This window comes from Streptomyces alboniger, from assembly GCF_008704395.1.
In the GTDB taxonomy this organism is placed as follows: domain Bacteria; phylum Actinomycetota; class Actinomycetes; order Streptomycetales; family Streptomycetaceae; genus Streptomyces; species Streptomyces alboniger.
Genome location: NZ_CP023695.1, coordinates 5,234,520 through 5,250,434, shown reverse-complemented (window position 1 = coordinate 5,250,434; position 15,915 = coordinate 5,234,520). Strand labels below are relative to the sequence as shown.

Sequence of the window (15,915 nt, the reverse complement as noted above, 5' to 3'; positions counted from 1 at the left end):
CTTCCTTGCGCATGCGCAAACTATTTTTTCGACGAGTTTGAATCATTCTCCGTCGGCGCCCCTTACACCCTCCTGACCTGCACAAATGGCGAGGACCTCGGCGCCGAAGCGGTGAAACTTACGGACGCCGACACCGGGGATCCGCGCCAGCTCGCCCTCGTCGTCCGGCACGGCCTCCGCGATGGCGATCAAGGTCTTGTCCGTGAAGACGCAGTACGCGGGCTGCCCCAGCTGCTTCGCCTGGGCGGAGCGCCACTCCCTCAGCCGTTCGTAGAGTCCTTCGTCCATGTCGGACGGGCAGTCCTCGCACCGCATGAGTTTCATCTCGCCCGCGTCGGTGAGGGTGCGGCCGCAGACCCGGCAGCGGGCCGGGGCCCGGCTCGTGCGTCGGCGGGTGCCGACCGCCGCGACCGCCCCCTCCGGGGCGCTGCCGCGCTCGATGCCGCCGGGACCGCCGGCCGCGGCGCGGCCTGCCGCCCCCGCTCCTGAGCCGGGGCGCAGCCCGTCGAGGAAGCGGCTGGGGCGGCGGCCCGGACGGCCGCCCGGTGAGCGGGACAGGGCCCAGGAGAGCGAGAGGTGGACGCGGGCGCGGGTCACCCCCACATAGAGGAGGCGGCGCTCCTCCTCGATCTGCTCGTCGGTCTTGGCGTAGGTGATCGGCATCATGCCTTCGGCGAGGCCGACGAGGAACACGGCGTCCCACTCCAGTCCCTTGGCCGCGTGGAGCGAGGCCAGGGTGACGCCTTCGACGGTGGGGGCGTGCTGGGCGTTGGCCCGCTCGTCCAGTTCGGCCACGAGGTCGGCCAGGGTGGCCTGCGGTGTGGCGCGGGCGAAGTCCTCGGCGAGGCGTACCAGTGCGGCCAGGGACTCCCAGCGGTCCCGGGCCGCGCCGGAGCCCGCGGGGGGCTGGGTCGTCCAGCCCTTGGTCGAGAGCACGGCGCGGACTTGGGAGGGCAGGTCGACGACGTCGTCCAGGAGGGCGTCGTTGTTCCCGAATCGGGCCGCGCCGCGCAGGGCCGCGCCCGCTTCGCGGACTTCGGTGCGCTCGAAGAACCGCTCGGCGCCGCGCAGCTGGTAGGGGATGCCCGCGTCGGCGAGTGCCTGTTCGTAGATCTCCGACTGGGAGTTCGTACGGAAGAGGACCGCGATCTCGCTGGCGGGGGTGCCGTCGGCGAGGAGGGCGCGGATACGGCGGGCGGCGCCTTCGGCTTCGGCCGGCTCGTCCGCGTACTCGGTGTAGAGGGGGTCCGGGCCGGGCTCGCGCTGGGAGATCAGCTCCAGCCGGTGGTCGGCGGCCCGGCCGCGGGCCTGGGAGAGCAGGCCGTTGGCGAGGTGGACGACCTGGGGGGTGGAGCGGTAGTCACGGACGAGCTTGACGACGGTGGCCCCGGGGTGGCGGGTGCGGAAGTTCAGCAGGTGGTCGGGGGTCGCGCCGGTGAAGGAGTAGATCGTCTGGCTGGCGTCGCCGACGACGCAGAGGCTGTCGCGCTCGCCGAGCCAGAGCTCCAGTAGGCGCTGCTGGAGGGGGCTCACGTCCTGGTACTCGTCGACCACGAAGTGCTGGTACTGGGCGCGGACCTGTTCGGCGATGTCGTGCCGGTCCTGGAGGATGCCGACGGCGAGGAGCAGGACGTCTTCGAAGTCGATGACGGCGCGGTCGCGCTTGAGGTCCTCGTACGCCGCGTAGATCTGGGCGATCTCGGCGGGGTCGCGGGGGATGTCACGGCCGGATTTGGCCGCGGCCGCGGCGTAGTCGGCGGGAACGGTCTGGGTGACCTTGGACCATTCGATCTCGCTGGTCAGGTCGCGCAGTTCGTTGCGGTCGAGGCGGATGCGGCAGGCTGCGGCCGCGTCCGCGACGAGTTTGATCTTGCGGTCGACGATTCTGGGGAGGGACCCGCCCACTGCTTTCGGCCAGAAGAACTGGAGCTGGCGCAGGGCCGCGGAGTGGAAGGTGCGGGCCTGGACACCGGAGGCGCCGAGCTGGCGGAGGCGGCCGCGCATCTCACCCGCGGCGCGGTTGGTAAAGGTGACGGCCAGCACACTGGCGGGCTGGAGGATGCCGGCACGCACCCCGTAGGCGATCCGGTGGGTGATCGCTCGGGTCTTGCCGGTGCCGGCGCCCGCGAGGACGCACACCGGCCCGTGCAGGGCGGTGGCCACCTCGCGCTGCTCGGGGTCGAGCCCGGCGAGCACCGCGTCGGCAGAGTCCGGGACCTGCGGGAAGAGGGTGGAGTGCGTTGCTGATGTCACCCTGCCATGCTGCCAGGTCGCCGGGGGCGGGTGAGCCGGTTGTCCACAGGGGTGGGCCCGCGGTCGTACTAATGCGGGAATGGTGGCCGGGTCACGTACGTTCGTGTCATTGCGAGACGCACCCCAGCTACGAAGGAGCACGACACACATGCCGGGCACTGTGACGATGTACAGCACCACGTGGTGCGGCTACTGCCGCCGCCTCAAGGGTCAGATGGACCGTGAGGGCATCGCGTACGAGGAGATCAACATCGAGCAGGACCCGGACTCGGCGGCCTTCGTCGAGAAGGCGAACGGCGGAAACCAGACGGTTCCGACGCTCCTGGTAATTTCCGCCAGTGGTACGGAGTCGGTCATGACGAACCCGTCGCTCGCTCAGGTCAAGCAGGCGCTCGACGCAGCCTGATCCCCCTCATATACAGATGGGCCTCCGCTACGGCGGGGGCCTTCTGCTTGCCCGGTCCTCTATGCCTGCTCCTCAGGGGGGCGGCTATACCGCTCGACCGCGACGCGCGCCGTCGACCGATCCACGAGCCGCAGTTCCCACGGGCCCGTGTTCACGTCGAAGTCCTTGCCGAACCCGACCCACTTCCCCACCATCCTGCGGCCGGTCGGTTCGACCAGTAGCTGAATCGCCCCGTGGTATCGGGCCCCCTGGTAGTAGCCATCCGTGGCCGTCTGCTCCGTCCACGATCCCGTGGCGACGTTCCGGTCCACCGTCAGATCAAGATGGATCGGACTGTCAGGGTTGGACGACGCACCCGGCAGAGACTCGACCGTCAGACGGTTCCCCCGGTGCACGATCAGCACATGGTGAGCGGCTGTGAACGTCCGAGACCGACTGGACGAGAAGAACTCGTACCGGCTGAGCCAGATACCCGAGAAGATCGCTCCCTGGGGCTGAGAGGCCGTCTCCGTGCCCCCGGAAGCCTGAGTGATGCCGTCGCCCCCAGAGTCCATGTCATGGCCTCCCGCTCCGTCGACGTGGACCCTCGACCCCGGCAGGGAGAGCGCGAACCCTAGCGCTTCGACCGGCTTCCCCGTGGCCTTCTCCAGAGCACGCGCGTACAGCGGGCGACAGGTGCGAGTCTGGCCCGATTCCCAACGCTGGACGAGCCGCTTCGACGCGTCGTTAGGCTCGCTGAGAGCCTGACCCGCTTCCCTGATCACCTTGGCGAACTCGTCTTGGGACAAGCGCATGCCGATCCGAACAGCGCGCAGGACATCGTTTGGCTGAACCGTCGTGGTCACGACCTGAGGCTAGACCCAACCGCCTTCCAATGACACCGGTTTGACGCCCATCGTGTGACACCACTTCGACACCCGAGAGACGCCCTGAACGTCGTCGTTATGACCGGCGCGGCTAGCAACGATGGTCGGCAACCGGAGCACCACGAACGATGGAGGCAACCAAGGATGAGCACGTTACTCGTGGTCCGAGACCCGAAGGCGTACGTCACCCCGGACGTGTGGGAGCGGGAGGTAGCGTTTCTCCTCCGCGACCCGCAAAACACGCGGGAACTGGCTGAGCGGAAGTTTGGTCAGGCCATCGCGTTCGTGATGACCTGCGGCGAGAACCCGGATCTCCTCATGGGGCCGACGAACACCGTGGACGAGGCTTGGCACTCGTTCATGCTGGACTCGATCCACTACACGCACTTCACGAACCGCCACTTCGGCCGGTACATCCATCACGTCCCGGAGCTGCCCGGCAGCACAGCCGACACGGCGTGCGTGCAAGCGGGCGACCACGCCGACGGCCACGACCCGAAGACCGGCATGCCGCTCGTTCTGGCCCAGACGATCAAGACCATCAAGGCCGCTGGTTTCGAGATCGACGCCGAGCTGTGGGGCATGGCCGACGCGGCGGACTGCAACCAGTGCCACGCCGGGTGTCACGACTCCCCGAAGAAGCAGTAGCGCCGTCTCGACGGCTGGTTAGCTGGGGCTCATCCCCGTACGTCAGGGGGTGGGCCCCTTCCTGCATGGAAAGGATCAACACACACATGACGTTGGCTGAGTCATGGGACCAGTACGCAGTCGGCAGCAAGCCCCGCCGGGCCACCAACACCAAAGGGGAAACCTCTTGGCTGAACTGGACGCAGTACCCGGACCATGGGCCGGACGAGAGCGTTCTGGGCCCTGTAGCGGGCCGCGCCGTCCTGGAGCTTGGATCGGGCAGCGGGAACAACCTTGCACACCTGGTGATGCTCGGCGCTGCCGGTGTCGGCGTGGACGTGGCCCCTGCCCGCGAAGGGAGAGCACGGGAACAGTGGGGGCACCTGTCGGGCCTTGAGTTCCGGACGGCCGAAGCGACGGCGTTCCTGCGGGTCACCTCACGGTCGTTCGACGTGGTGCTGTCCATCTTCGGGGCTGTGTGGTTCGTGGACCCCTTGACTCTGCTCCCGCTCATCCGGTCCCGCATGACGACCGGCGGCATCCTCGCGTTCTCCCACCTCCCCCCCGGAAGCCAAGCACCACGCCCCGGCAAGGCAGGGATGCGTCACGACCACACCCCTGAGGAGTGGTCACGCATGCTTGAGAACCACGGCTTCGGAAACGTGTCGGCAACGGTGCTTCCACCCCCGGAAGGGCAGTCAGCGGGAACGATGCTGGTTACGTCCGTGGCGGTCTGAGACGGACCACCAACCGACGAAAGAACCCCGACCTCCCACCAAAGGGAAGCCGGGGCTTCTACTCCGTGACCCAGGTCAACAACCCGCCTGGTCCTGTGCCCCGAGTACGGGCCGGTGCTTAGCGTCGGACCGTCCAGAGCGACGACAAGGCCGTACGGCTGGCCGTTCTCGACGGACGGCTAGAGCAGCTCATTAAAGAACTCCCAACAGGGAAACTCTCAGCCGTGGGTACGGCCGGGGTGCGCTTCGAATACGGCGACAGCTTCCCCGCGCGTCCACTCCACGCATGACTCGACCTATCCCGAACCTCCCCCCCCCGGAGAACGCATCAAGGCAGTCCACGTGGAAGCAGCCTTCCCGGACGGCTCGACGCTCACGAACCCTTCGCTGGCGCAGGTCAAGCAGAAGCTGTCTGTCTGAGCGGGCACGCCTGATCCCCCCGGCGCGGGGGGATCAGCCGACGGTCCCCGGCTTCGGCAGGGGCTTGCCGTACCAGAGTTCGATCAGCCGGGCCGCGATCGAGATGCCGTACGGAGGCAGGACCTCCCCGGACTCGAACGCGGCCCGCAGGTCTTCCCGGGAGAACCAGCGGGCCTCGTGGATCTCCTCGCCGTCCACGTTGATCTCCGAGGAGGTCGCGTCGGCCATGAAGCCCAGCATCAGGCTGGAGGGGAACGGCCAGGGCTGGCTCGCGACGTACTCGACATCGCCGACCGTGACGCCCGCCTCCTCGAAGACCTCGCGCCGCACCGACTGCTCGATGGACTCCCCCGGCTCGACGAAGCCCGCGAGGGTCGAGAAGCGGCCTTCGGGCCAGTGCACCTGGCGGCCGAGGAGGATGCGGTCCTCGCTGTCCCTGACCGCCATGATCACGGCGGGGTCCGTGCGCGGGTAGTGCTCGGCGCCGCACGCCTGGCAGCGGCGGATGTGGCCCGCCGCGGCGATGACGGTGCGCTCGCCGCAGCGAGAGCAGAAGCGGTGCAGACGCTGCCAGTTCTCCAGAGCGACGGCGTGCACCATCAGGCCCGCGTCCCGGGGTGAGAGCAGAAGCCCCGCCTCGCGCAGTCCGGCGGGGCGCGCCGACTGGTCCATGCGGCCCGGCAGGGTGTCCTTCTGGAGCGCGAAGTAGCTGACGCCGTCGTCGTCGGTGCCCAGGAAGTAGCGGTGTGCCTCGGTGAGCGGCGCCTCGAACGACGGGGTCATGACCAGCTCGGTGCGGCCCTCGGGGGTCTCGTCGATGAGCACCTGGCCGCCGGACACCACGAAGACCCGGGTGGTGGGGTGGCTCCAGGCAGCGGCGAGCCAGGCCTCGTCCATGCGGTGGTGGGCCGCACGGTCGATGTCGCTCGGCGCGGTCAGCGCGACGGGTCGGTCTGCGGTGCTGTCGGTCCAGGTGGTCACAGGTGCTTCCAACTCCCCCGATGGAATGGGTGGCTCAGCAGGGCGTGCGGCGTGACGTGCTCGGCGGGGCGGGGACGGTCAGCGGGGCGGGGACGGTCAGCGGGCATCGCGCCAGTTCTCCGCGAGGTCGCCCCACAGGTAGGCGGTCGTCTCGACGCCCTTGAGGAGCAGGTCGATCTCGACCTTCTCGTTCGGCGCGTGCCAGCCGTCGGACGGGATGGAGATGCCGAGGAACAGCACGGGCGCCGCGAGGACGTCCTGGAGGTCGGCCGCCGGCCCCGAGCCGCCCTCGCGCGTGAAGCGGATCGGCTGCTCGAAGGCGCGGCCCATCGCGCGGGCCACGGACCGCAGGGCGGGGTGGTCCAGCGGCGTCAGGCACGGGCGCGTGCCGGGGCTGAAGGTGACGGTGTGGCGGATGCCGGCGGGGACGGTGGCGGCGGCCCAGGCTCGTACGGCCTGCTCGACGTGGTCCAAGTCCTGGCCCGCGACCAGCCGGAAGGAGAGCTTCACCAGGGCGGACGACGGGATGATCGTCTTGCTGCCCGCTCCTTGGTAGCCGCCGCCGATGCCGTTGACCTCGGCGGTGGGGCGGGCCCAGACGCGCTCCAGGGTGGAGTACCCCGCCTCTCCGTGGGTGGCGTGTGACTTGGCGGTCCGCAGCCAGCTCTCCTCGTCGAAGGGCAGTTCGGCGAGGAGTTCGCGCTCCTGGTCGGTCAGTTCCGTGATGCCTTCGTAGAAGCCGGGGATCGCCACGTGTCCGTTCTCGTCGTGCAGGGCGGCGACCAGGCGGGCGATCTCGGTGGCGGGGTTCGGCACCGCGCCGCCGAACGAACCGGAGTGGATGTCCTGGTCCGGGCCGTGCAGCACGATCTCGCACTCCGCGAGGCCGCGCATGCCGGTGCAGACGGTCGGGGTGTCCTTCGACCACATGCCGGTGTCGGAGACGATCACCGCGTCGGCGGCGATGCGGTCCTTGTGGGTCTCGATCAGCTCGCGGAAGTGCGGGGAGCCGGACTCCTCCTCGCCCTCGATGAGCAGTTTCAGGTTCACGGCGGGGGCGGTGCGGCCGGTGGCGGCGAGGTGGGCGCGCACGCCGAGGGTGTGGAAGAAGACCTGGCCCTTGTCGTCGGCCGCCCCGCGCGCGTAGAGGCGGTTTTCCTGGAGGACGGGCTCGAAGGGGTCGGTGTGCCAGCCGTCCTCACGGGCCGCGGGCTGCACGTCGTGGTGGCCGTAGACGAGGACCGTGGGGGCGTGCGGGTCGCCCGACGGCCACTCGGCGAAGACGGCGGGTGCTCCGGGGGTCTGCCAGACCTCCGCGGTCGGGAACCCGGTCTCCTTGAGCCGGCCGGCGAGCCACTCGGCGCTGCGTCGCACGTCCTCGGCGTGGTCGGGCTGGGCCGACACGGACGGGATGCGCAGCCACTCCGCGAGGTCCTGGAGGAATGCGGCGCGGTGGTTCTCGATGTACGTGCGGACGGCGCTGTCCGGTGTCTCGCTCATGGTCACGAGCCTATCCGCCATCCGGGGTGGGCTCGTCCGGCCCTTCTCCGAGCAGGAGGCGCTCGAGATCGGCGCGGCCCGGGAGGTTTCCGGGGCGGGCGGTCTCCCCGCTGCGCACGTACAAAAAGGCGGCCTTCACCGACTCCAGGGGGACGCCCTGCTGCTCGGCCCAGGCGAGGCGGTAGACGGCGAGCTGGAGGGGGTCCGCGCTACGGGTGCGGCTGGTCTTCCAGTCGACGATCTCGTACGTCGTGTCGTCGCCGTCGCCTTCCTTGTAGACGGCGTCGATGCGACCGCGGATCACGCGGTGGGCGATGACGAACTGGAAGGGCACCTCGACGCGGTAGGGCGTGCGGCGGGCGTACTCGGTGCGTTCGAAGGCTTCCTTGAGGGCTTCGAGGTCGCGCTCGTCGGCGATCTCGGCCTCGCCGGGGCCGCCGCCCGGAAGGTCCTCCGGGTCGAGCATCGGCAGGGTCAGCTCTTCGAAGCGGGACTCGACCCAGGCGTGGAAGCGGGTGCCCCGGCGGGCGGCGGGCTGGGGCGGGCGGGGCATGGGCCGGGCGAGGTCCTTGGCGAAGCCGTCGGGGTCGGCGGCCAGGCGCATCAGCTCGGACGCGGTGAGCGAGGGCGGTACGGGAACGTCCCTGACGGCCTCGCGGGCGCGCAGGAGCTCTCCGGTGAGGGCGTCCAGATCGCGGTCCCAGGAGGCGAGGGTGCGGGCCTCTTCCGGGGTGAGGCGGGTGCTCGGGACACGGTCGGGGTCCTGGCCGCGGCCCGCGGGGTGCGGGCGGGCCTCAGAGGGTTGCGCGGGGAGCGGCACGCGCGCGTGAGCGGCGTGGTCGGTGGGGCCGCTTGCCCCCGCCGGGACTTCGGGGGCGTCCGCGGGGTGCGGGATCGCCGGGCGCTCCGTCGGCAGTAGGTCCCAGTCCACCGGCTCGATGTCGGGAAAGTCGGGAGACTCGGGAAAATCGGCGTCTCCGTAAAGGACGTCTTCGTCCTCCGGAGGGAGCGGCCACTCCGGGTCGTCGGCCGGAGGCACGTCGTCGTACGCCGAGGGGTGGGCTTCCTCGTGGGAGCGGGCGGGGTCCGGCGTGCCCTCCCCCGTCAGGCGCTCCAGGTGGTCGAGGACGGTCCGGGCGGCGGCACGGCGGCGGGCCAGGGCGTCGTCGTCCAGCGGGAGCGGCCACGCCTGGTCGGCGGTGTCCTCCCGCAGGGCGGGGTTCTCTTCGTCCTCGGCGGGTTCGTCCGCCCAGGCCTCGATCTCGCCGTGACCCGCCGCGCAGTGGTCGTGCAGGGCCGACAGGAAGTCCGAGGGGCCGCGCGGCTTCTTCTGGGAGGGCCCCCACCAGTGGCCCGAGCCGAGGAGCAGGGAGCGGGGGCGGGTGAACGTGACGTAGCCGAGGCGCAGCTCCTCGGTGCGCTGGTGGTCCTTCATGGCTTCGTGGAAGGCCTTCATGCCCTTGGCGTCCCACGCGTCGATGTCGGGCAGGGTGGCCGCGTCGCCGCGCAGTTCGTGCGGGACGACCTTGGCCTGGGCGGTCCACTTCTCGCGCCCCTGTGTGCTCGGGAAGACGCCGTTGACCAGGCCGGGGACGGCGACCACGTCCCACTCCAGGCCCTTGGACTTGTGGGCGGTGAGCACCTTGACGGTGTTCTCACCGCCCGGCAGGGCGTTGTCGAGGCCCTTCTCGTACTGCGCGGCGGTGCGCAGGAAGCCGAGGAAGGCCAGCAGCGTCGCGCCGTTGCCGTTCGCGGCGAAGGAGGCGGCGACGTCCAGGAAGTTGGACAGGGTCTCGCGGCGGCGGGCCGCGAGGGCGCCCGGTGAGGCGGACAGCTCGACTTCGAGGCCGGTGACGGCGAGGACGCGGTGCAGGACGTCCATCAGCGGATCGGACAGCGACCGGCGCAGCTCGCGCAGCTCGGCGGCGAGCCGCGCGAAGCGGACCCTGGCGTCCGCCGAGAAGGGCAGTCCGTCGTCCCCTCCGGAGACGTCGTGCTGGTTCAGGGGCGTCTCCAGGAACGTGTCGAGGGCGTCCGCGAGCGATATCACCTCCGCGGGGTCGACCCCTTCGACGGCCTCGGCGAGGCGCCGGTCCGGGTCGTCGGGGGCGGTGTGCCCGGGGCGTACGAGGAGGCGGGCGCGGCGGCCGAGGAGGGCGAGGTCACGGGCGCCGATCCGCCAGCGCGGCCCCGTGAGCAGGCGCACCAGGGAGGCGTTGGCCCCCGGGTCCTGGAGGACCTCGCAGACGGCGACGAGGTCGGCGACCTCCGGGAGGTGCAGGAGTCCGGAGAGGCCGACGACCTCCACGGGGACGTCGCGGGCGACGAGCGCGCCCTGGATCTCGGCGAAGTCCGTCGCCGTGCGGCACAGGACGGCGATCTCGCCGGGGGCCTTTCCGGTGCGGACGAGGTGGGCGATCGAGTCGGCGAGCCAGTCGATCTCCTCGGCGTGGGTGCGCAGCAGGGCGCAGCGCACCACGCCGTCGCGCTCGGCGCCGGGCGCGGGCCGCAGGGCCTCCACGCCCGCGTGCATGGCGCGCAGGGGCTCCGCGAGGCCGTTGGCGAGGTCCAGGAGGCGGCCGCCGCTGCGGCGGTTCTCGCTCAAGGCGTGGCGGGTGGCGGGGCGGCCGTCGGCGTACGCGAAGTGCTCGGGGAAGTCGTCGAGGTTGGCGACCGAGGCGCCGCGCCAGCCGTAGATCGCCTGGCAGGGGTCGCCGACGGCGGTCACCGGGTGGCCCGTGCCGCCGCCGAACAGGCCGGAGAGGAGGATGCGCTGGGCGACCGACGTGTCCTGGTACTCGTCGAGGAGGACGACGCGGAACTCGTCCCGCAGGATCTCGCCGACCTCCGCGCGGGTGCGGGCCAGCGTCGCGGAGAGGGCGATCTGGTCGCCGAAGTCGAGAAGGTCGCGGGAGCGCTTGGCCGCGCGGTACCTGCCGACGAGTTCGGCCAGCTCCAGGCGGGCCGCCGCCGTGTCGGGGACCTTGCGCAGATCGGCGTTGGAGAGCTTCGCGCCGTCCAGGGTGCGCAGCAGCTCGGTGTCGTACGCGCGGAGCCGCTCGGGGCTTACGAGATGCTCCGCCAGCTCGCTGTCGAGGGCGAGGAGGTCACTGACGAGGTCGGGGAAGGACCGGGTCAGCGCGGGGTAGGGCCCGGGGGCTTCGCGCAGCACGCGCGCGGCGAGCTGGAAACGGGTGGCGTCGGCGAGGAGGCGGGAGGAGGGCTCCAGGCCGATGCGCAGGCCGTGATCGGTCAGGAGGCGGCCCGCGAAGGCGTGGTACGTGGAGATGACAGGCTCGCCCGGAGGGTTGTCCGGGTCGACGGCCTCGGGGTCGGTGACGCCGGCCTTGATCAAGGCCTGGCGTACGCGCTCGGCCAGCTCGCCCGCCGCCTTGTTCGTGAACGTCAGGCCGAGGACCTGCTCGGGGGCGACCTGGCCGGTGCCGACCAGCCAGACCACGCGCGCCGCCATCACCGTCGTCTTGCCGGAGCCTGCTCCGGCCACGATCACCTGCGGGGCGGGCGGCGCGGTGATGCAGGCCGTCTGCTCCGGGGTGAAGGGGATCCCGAGGAGCTCCTTGAGCTGCTCGGGGTCGGTGATACGAGGTGGCACGTCAGAGAGGCTAGCGGTGGCCACTGACAACCGGGACCTGCCCGGGTGCCGGCGGCCACCGCTCACTCATGAGGTGCGTGGGGTCAGGAACCGGAGGAGAGCTTCTCCGGGTCCACGACGTCCTTGGCCGGCGGGGCCTTGACGTCGACGGGCTTGCCGTAGTCGCTGAAGGTGACGGTGCCGGGGCCGTCGGCGCCCTTGTTGACCACCTTCAGGAAGTACGGCTTGCCCTCCATCGCGACGTAGAAGGTGGTGGTCTCGGCGCCCTTCTTACGGGTCAGCACGGCCGCCTTCGTGCCGCCGACCTCGGCGTCGTCCTTCCGCTTCAGCTTCTTGAGGTTCTTGTTGCTGAACATGTCGTCCGGGTTGCAGACGGCCTTGTCGCCCTCGGCGGGCGTCTTCACCCAGCGGCCCTTCAGGAGTTCGGCCGTGGAGCCACCGCCCTTGGACTCCCAGAACTTGTCGTCGCCCTTGGAGTAGGTGAACTTGCCGACGGAGAGGAACTCGGCCTTCCCCGTCTTGCTCGAGCCCATCTTGCCCGTGCAGTCACCGGACTCGGCGACCGCGAACTCGATGTCGCTCACCTCGCCCTTCTGCTTCATCTGGCCCTTCATCCGGTAGGACCCGGCGTCCTTGGACGCCTTGGAGGCCTTCTCGGCGATCTTGTCGGCGCTCATGCCCTCGAAGGGGTCCTTGTCGCCGCCGTCGCTGCTGCAGCCCGTGACGCCGATGACGGCGGCGGCACAGACGACGGCCACTGCCAGGAGCTTCCGGTTGGCTGCCATATACGCGTACTCCTCAAAAAGGTGCGCCTCGGTCGGCACACAGCAAGTTCTTACGGTGACTTTAATTCGGCCATGGGGCTGCTCTGTCCCCCGGGGCTACTCGACGACGTGCCGCCCCTCCGGACGCGCGCTGCACGACGCGCGGAACGCGCAGTGTGTGCAGTGTTGTCCCGTGGTGGGGGTGAAGCGCTCGTCCAGGACCTTGCCCGCGGCCGTCGCGAGGAGATCGCCGATCCACTCTCCGGAGAGGGGCTCCTGGGCCTGCACCTTGGGGAGGGTGTCGCCGCCGTTCTTCTTGGCGGCGCCCTGGCGCAGCTGCACCAGTTCGGCGCCGCCCGGTTCGGGGCGTACCCCTCCGAAGGCGTCGTCGGCGGCGCCCTCGCGGACGGCCAGCTGGTAGACGGCGAGCTGCGGGTGGCGGGCGACCTCGGCGGTGCTCGGGGCCTGTTTGCCGGTCTTGAAGTCCACTACGTAGGCACGGCCTTCCGCGTCCTGTTCGACACGGTCCATCGAACCTCGTACGCGTACTTCGTAGGGGCCCGCTTCGAGGGTCACGTCGAAGCCGTGCTCGCTGGCGACGGGGGTGCGTCCGCCGCGGGTCCCGTTGGAGTCGACGTGCCACTGGAGGAAGCGTTCGAGCGCCACGCGCGCGTGCTCCTTCTCCTGTGCCGACTTCCACGGGGCGTCGAACGCGAGGGCGTCCCACACCGAGTCGAGGCGCTCCATGAGCACGGCGAGGTCGGCGGGGGTGCGTCCGGAGGCCACCTCGTCGGCCAGGACATGCACCACGTTGCCGAAGCCCTGGGCGGCGGTCGCGGGCGCGTCCGCCTTCACCTCGCGGCCCAGGAACCATCGCAGGGAGCAGGTGTTCGCGAGCTGGTCGAGGGCGCTTCCGGAGAGCACCACGGGCTTGTCGCGGTCCCTCAGGGGGATCTCGCTCGCCGTCGGCTCGTACATGCCCCACCAGCGGTACGGGTGCGCGGACGGCACCAGCGGACGGCCGTCGCTGTCGCTGAGCGCGGCGAGTCGGGCCAGGCGCTGGGCGGCCGCCTCGCGCAGGGTGTCCGAGACGCGCGGGTCGACGGTGGTGGCGCGCAGCTCGGCGACGAGCGCCGCGACCGACAGGGGGCGGCGGGGGCGGCCCGTCACGTCCTTGGGTTCGACGCCGAGTTCGGTGAGGAAGCGGGAGGGCTGGTCGCCGTCGTCCGCGGGTGCCTTCACCGCGGTCACGACGAGGCGTTCACGTGCGCGGGTGGCGGCTACGTAGAAGAGGCGTCGCTCTTCGGAGAGGAGCGCCCCGGGGGTGAGCGGTTCGGCGAGACCGTCGCGGCCGATGCGGTCGGCCTCCAGGAGGGAGCCGCGGCGGCGCAGGTCGGGCCAGAGCCCTTCCTGGACGCCGGCGACCACGACGAGGCGCCATTCGAGGCCCTTGGAGCGGTGGGCCGTCATCAGGCGTACGGCGTCGGGGCGTGCCGCGCGGCGCGTGAGCGTGTCCGCGGCGATGTCCTGCGCCTCGGTCTCCTCCAGGAAGTTGAGCGCGCCGCGGCCTCCCGTGCGCTCCTCCGCGCGGGCCGCGGCGGCGAACAGGGCGCAGACCGCGTCGAGGTCGCGGTCGGCGTTGCGGCCCGCCGCGCCGCCGCGCCGGGCGGTGCGTTCGAGGCGCCCCGGCCAGGGTGTGCCGTCCCACAGCTCCCACAGCGCCTCTTCGGCCGTGCCGCCGCCCGCGAGGCGCTCACGGGCCTTGCGGAGCAGCGCGCCGAGGCGCTGGGCGCCGCGGGCGTACGTCGGGTCGTGGGCCACGAGCCGCTCCGGCTCGGCGAGGGCGCGGGCCAGCAGCTCGTCGGAGGGCGGCGGCAGGTGGTTGCCCGCCGCGCGCTCCTCCTCGCGCAGGGCGCGGCCGAGGCGGCGCAGGTCGGCGGCGTCCATCCCGGCCAGGGGCGAGGTCAGGAGGGTCAGGGCGGTCTCGGTGTCGAGCCAGGAGGGGGCGGTGGTTTCCGTGCCGGGACCGACGGCTGCTTCCGCGCTCTCCGGAGAGGCGGTACCCGCTTCATCCGTCTCCGGAGGGGCAGTCCCCGCTTCGGCCGTCTCCGGAGAGACCACCTCTGCATCAGCCGTCTCCGGAGCGGCCGTCTCCGGAGGGGCCACCTCTGCATCAGCCGTCTCCGAAACGACCGCCGTCGCCACCACCCGCAGCGCCGTCAGCAGCGGCGTCACCGCGGGCTCATGGCGCAGGGCGATGTCGTCGCCGTCGATCTCCAGGGGGACGCCCGCCGCGCCGAGGCTGCGGCGGACCGCGGGGATGGAGCGGGCGCCGGCCCGGACCAGGACCGCCATGTCGCCCCAGGGGACGCCGTCCTCCAGGTGTGCGCGGCGCAGGATGTCCGCGATGTTGTCCAGTTCCGTCCCGGCCGTCGGATACGTGTACACCTCGACCCCGCCGCCGTCCCTGACCGGCGTCAGCTCCCGGTGGGCCCGCACCTTCTCGGCGGGAAGCCTGGTCAGCGGCATGCGGCGGGTGAGCAGCCGGGTGGCCGCGAGCAGCCGCGCGCCCGACCGGCGGGACGTCGTCAGGACCTCGACCGGCGCGGGAGTGCCGTCCGCGCGCGGGAAGTCGTGGGGGAACTCCAGGATGCCGTTCACATCGGCGCCCCGGAAGGTGTAGATCGACTGGTCGGGGTCTCCGAAGGCGACGAGGGTGCGGCCGCCTCCGGAGAGCGCGTGCAGCAGCCGTACCTGCGCGGGGTCGGTGTCCTGGTACTCGTCGACGAAGACGGCGTCGTAGTGCGTGCCCAGCGCCCGGGCGACCTCGGGGCGGCGCGCGAGCAGCACCGCGCGGTGCACCAGTTCCGCGTAGTCGAGCACCCCTTGGAGGTCGAGTACGTCCAGGTACTCGGCGAGGAACGCCGCGGCGGCTCCCCAGTCGGGGCGTCCGCTGCGGCGGGCGAAGGCGTCGAGGGCGGCGGGGCCGAGGCCCAGCTCGCGGCTGCGGGCGAGGACCGCGCGCACCTCGTCGGCGAAGCCCCGGGTGGTGAGGCAGGCCCGCAGGTCATCCGGCCAGCGGACGTGCCCGCGGCCTTCCTTCGCGAGGTCGATCTGGCCCGCCAGCAGCTCACGTACCGCCACGTCCTGTTCGGGACCCGACAGGAGCCGCAGTGGCTCGACGAACAGGTCGGCGTCCTGGTGGGCCCGCACGAGGGCGTAGCAGAAGGAGTGGAACGTCGTGGCCTGCGGGGCGCGCGCCGCACCTATGCGCAGCGCCATGCGGTCGCGCAGCTCGACCGCGGCCTTGCGGCTGAAGGTGAGGACCAGCAGCCGGGCGGGGTCCGCGCCCCGGGCTACGCGCGCGGCGACGGCCTCCACGAGGGTGGTGGTCTTGCCGGTGCCGGGCCCGGCCAGGACGAGGAGCGGTCCGCCCTCATGGTCAACCACAGCGCGCTGACCTGCGTCCAAGCGAGGGGGCTCCCACAGGGCCGGCGGCGTACGCACCAGTCGGTAGGCGTCCGGGGTCCCCTGTCGTACCTGGTGGTGCGACGGGTGCCGGATGTGCCGAGCGGAAGAGGGGGAGCTCACGTGGGTCGCCGGTCCTGGTGGGTGTGCTGGTCGAGGAGTGGCCGCGCGGGGGCCGCGAGGTGACGGGGATGCGTGCTGTCGACGCTACGCCAGTGGACGTGGGGGACGCGTGGCTTCCCCCGTACGGGCCACCGGTCCGCCGTCGGGCCGCCGGATG

General features: G+C 71.4%; 10 protein-coding genes. 3 read left to right on the top strand and 7 right to left on the bottom strand.

Annotation, left to right across the window (positions count from 1 at the left end; translation table 11 throughout):
• Positions 1-42: 42 nt before the first annotated feature.
• Entirely contained in the window at positions 43-2,403 is a 2,361-nt protein-coding gene (locus tag CP975_RS23550) for an ATP-dependent DNA helicase UvrD2 (protein ID WP_150477315.1), read from the bottom strand.
• On the opposite strand from CP975_RS23550, the gene CP975_RS23545 reads away from it, so the two are divergent.
• On the top strand, positions 2,402-2,659 hold the full coding sequence (locus tag CP975_RS23545) for a mycoredoxin (RefSeq protein ID WP_055536144.1): 258 nt from the start codon (positions 2,402-2,404) through the stop codon (positions 2,657-2,659). The genes CP975_RS23550 and CP975_RS23545 overlap by 2 nt on opposite strands.
• A 59-nt stretch (positions 2,660-2,718) precedes the next feature.
• Here CP975_RS23545 and CP975_RS23540 read toward each other — a convergent pair whose 3' ends face one another.
• Positions 2,719-3,453 carry a hypothetical protein gene (locus CP975_RS23540; protein WP_055536153.1) on the bottom strand — a complete coding sequence of 245 codons (735 nt, stop codon included), beginning with the start codon at positions 3,451-3,453 and terminating at the stop codon, positions 2,719-2,721.
• Positions 3,454-3,669: 216 nt separating this feature from the next.
• On the opposite strand from CP975_RS23540, the gene CP975_RS23535 reads away from it, so the two are divergent.
• Positions 3,670-4,173, top strand: coding sequence for a glycine-rich domain-containing protein (locus CP975_RS23535; protein WP_246201611.1), 504 nt, complete (start codon positions 3,670-3,672; stop codon positions 4,171-4,173).
• Between the two features lie 65 nt (positions 4,174-4,238).
• Positions 4,239-4,889 carry a class I SAM-dependent methyltransferase gene (locus CP975_RS23530; RefSeq protein WP_246201610.1) on the top strand — a complete coding sequence of 217 codons (651 nt, stop codon included), beginning with the start codon at positions 4,239-4,241 and terminating at the stop codon, positions 4,887-4,889.
• Positions 4,890-5,342: 453 nt separating this feature from the next.
• Here the strand turns inward: CP975_RS23530 and nudC are convergent, their stop codons facing one another.
• The 5 genes from nudC to CP975_RS23505 form a co-directional block, all read right to left on the bottom strand.
• Positions 5,343-6,290: an NAD(+) diphosphatase gene (nudC, locus tag CP975_RS23525; protein ID WP_030781009.1), complete on the bottom strand. Its 948-nt coding sequence runs from the start codon at positions 6,288-6,290 to the stop codon at positions 5,343-5,345.
• 96 nt (positions 6,291-6,386) lie between these two features.
• Entirely contained in the window at positions 6,387-7,790 is a 1,404-nt protein-coding gene (locus CP975_RS23520) for a dipeptidase (protein WP_055536151.1), read from the bottom strand.
• Between the two features lie 10 nt (positions 7,791-7,800).
• Positions 7,801-11,403: an ATP-dependent helicase gene (locus tag CP975_RS23515; RefSeq protein ID WP_150477314.1), complete on the bottom strand. Its 3,603-nt coding sequence runs from the start codon at positions 11,401-11,403 to the stop codon at positions 7,801-7,803.
• 83 nt (positions 11,404-11,486) lie between these two features.
• Positions 11,487-12,188 carry a hypothetical protein gene (locus CP975_RS23510; RefSeq protein WP_055534728.1) on the bottom strand — a complete coding sequence of 234 codons (702 nt, stop codon included), beginning with the start codon at positions 12,186-12,188 and terminating at the stop codon, positions 11,487-11,489.
• A gap of 96 nt (positions 12,189-12,284) precedes the next feature.
• Entirely contained in the window at positions 12,285-15,731 is a 3,447-nt protein-coding gene (locus CP975_RS23505) for an ATP-dependent helicase (RefSeq protein ID WP_425474332.1), read from the bottom strand.
• Between the last annotated feature and the right edge of the window lie 184 nt (positions 15,732-15,915).

Excerpts from the sequence above, each read along its gene's own strand:
- CP975_RS23545 (WP_055536144.1), top strand. The coding sequence starts at position 2,402 with ATGCCGGGCACTGTGACGATGTACAGCACCACGTGGTGCGGCTACTGC.
- CP975_RS23550 (WP_150477315.1), bottom strand. The coding sequence starts at position 2,403 with ATGTGTGTCGTGCTCCTTCGTAGCTGGGGTGCGTCTCGCAATGACACG.
- CP975_RS23540 (WP_055536153.1), bottom strand. The coding sequence starts at position 3,453 with ATGCGCTTGTCCCAAGACGAGTTCGCCAAGGTGATCAGGGAAGCGGGT.
- CP975_RS23535 (WP_246201611.1), top strand. The coding sequence starts at position 3,670 with ATGAGCACGTTACTCGTGGTCCGAGACCCGAAGGCGTACGTCACCCCG.
- CP975_RS23530 (WP_246201610.1), top strand. The coding sequence starts at position 4,239 with ATGGAAAGGATCAACACACACATGACGTTGGCTGAGTCATGGGACCAG.
- CP975_RS23520 (WP_055536151.1), bottom strand. The coding sequence starts at position 7,790 with ATGAGCGAGACACCGGACAGCGCCGTCCGCACGTACATCGAGAACCAC.
- CP975_RS23510 (WP_055534728.1), bottom strand. The coding sequence starts at position 12,188 with ATGGCAGCCAACCGGAAGCTCCTGGCAGTGGCCGTCGTCTGTGCCGCC.